We start from the raw sequence: 618 nt of genomic DNA, 5'->3' as shown, positions 1-618 counted from the left end.
GTCGCTGCCGCAGCTTCGGTGCATGGTTTAGCCCCGTTACATCTTCCGCGCAGGCCGACTCGACCAGTGAGCTATTACGCTTTCTTTAAATGATGGCTGCTTCTAAGCCAACATCCTGGCTGTCTGGGCCTTCCCACATCGTTTCCCACTTAACCATGACTTTGGGACCTTAGCTGGCGGTCTGGGTTGTTTCCCTCTTCACGACGGACGTTAGCACCCGCCGTGTGTCTCCCGTGATAACATTCTCCGGTATTCGCAGTTTGCATCGGGTTGGTAAGCCGGGATGGCCCCCTAGCCGAAACAGTGCTCTACCCCCGGAGATGAATTCACGAGGCGCTACCTAAATAGCTTTCGGGGAGAACCAGCTATCTCCCGGTTTGATTGGCCTTTCACCCCCAGCCACAGGTCATCCGCTAATTTTTCAACATTAGTCGGTTCGGTCCTCCAGTTAGTGTTACCCAACCTTCAACCTGCCCATGGCTAGATCACCGGGTTTCGGGTCTATACCCTGCAACTTAACGCCCAATTAAGACTCGGTTTCCCTCCGGCTCCCCTATTCGGTTAACCTTGCTACAGAATATAAGTCGCTGACCCATTATACAAAAGGTACGCAGTCAC

1 rRNA gene is annotated in these 618 nt (G+C 53.2%); it reads right to left on the bottom strand.

From position 1 onward, the window contains the following. Positions 1–618: ribosomal RNA gene (locus tag ACLJPQ_RS22435) — 23S ribosomal RNA — on the bottom strand; the annotation flags it as partial.

This window comes from Salmonella sp. SAL04213, assembly GCF_046550535.1.
In the GTDB taxonomy this organism is placed as follows: Bacteria; Pseudomonadota; Gammaproteobacteria; order Enterobacterales; family Enterobacteriaceae; genus Salmonella; species Salmonella enterica.
This window is presented reverse-complemented; position numbering and strand designations above follow the sequence as displayed.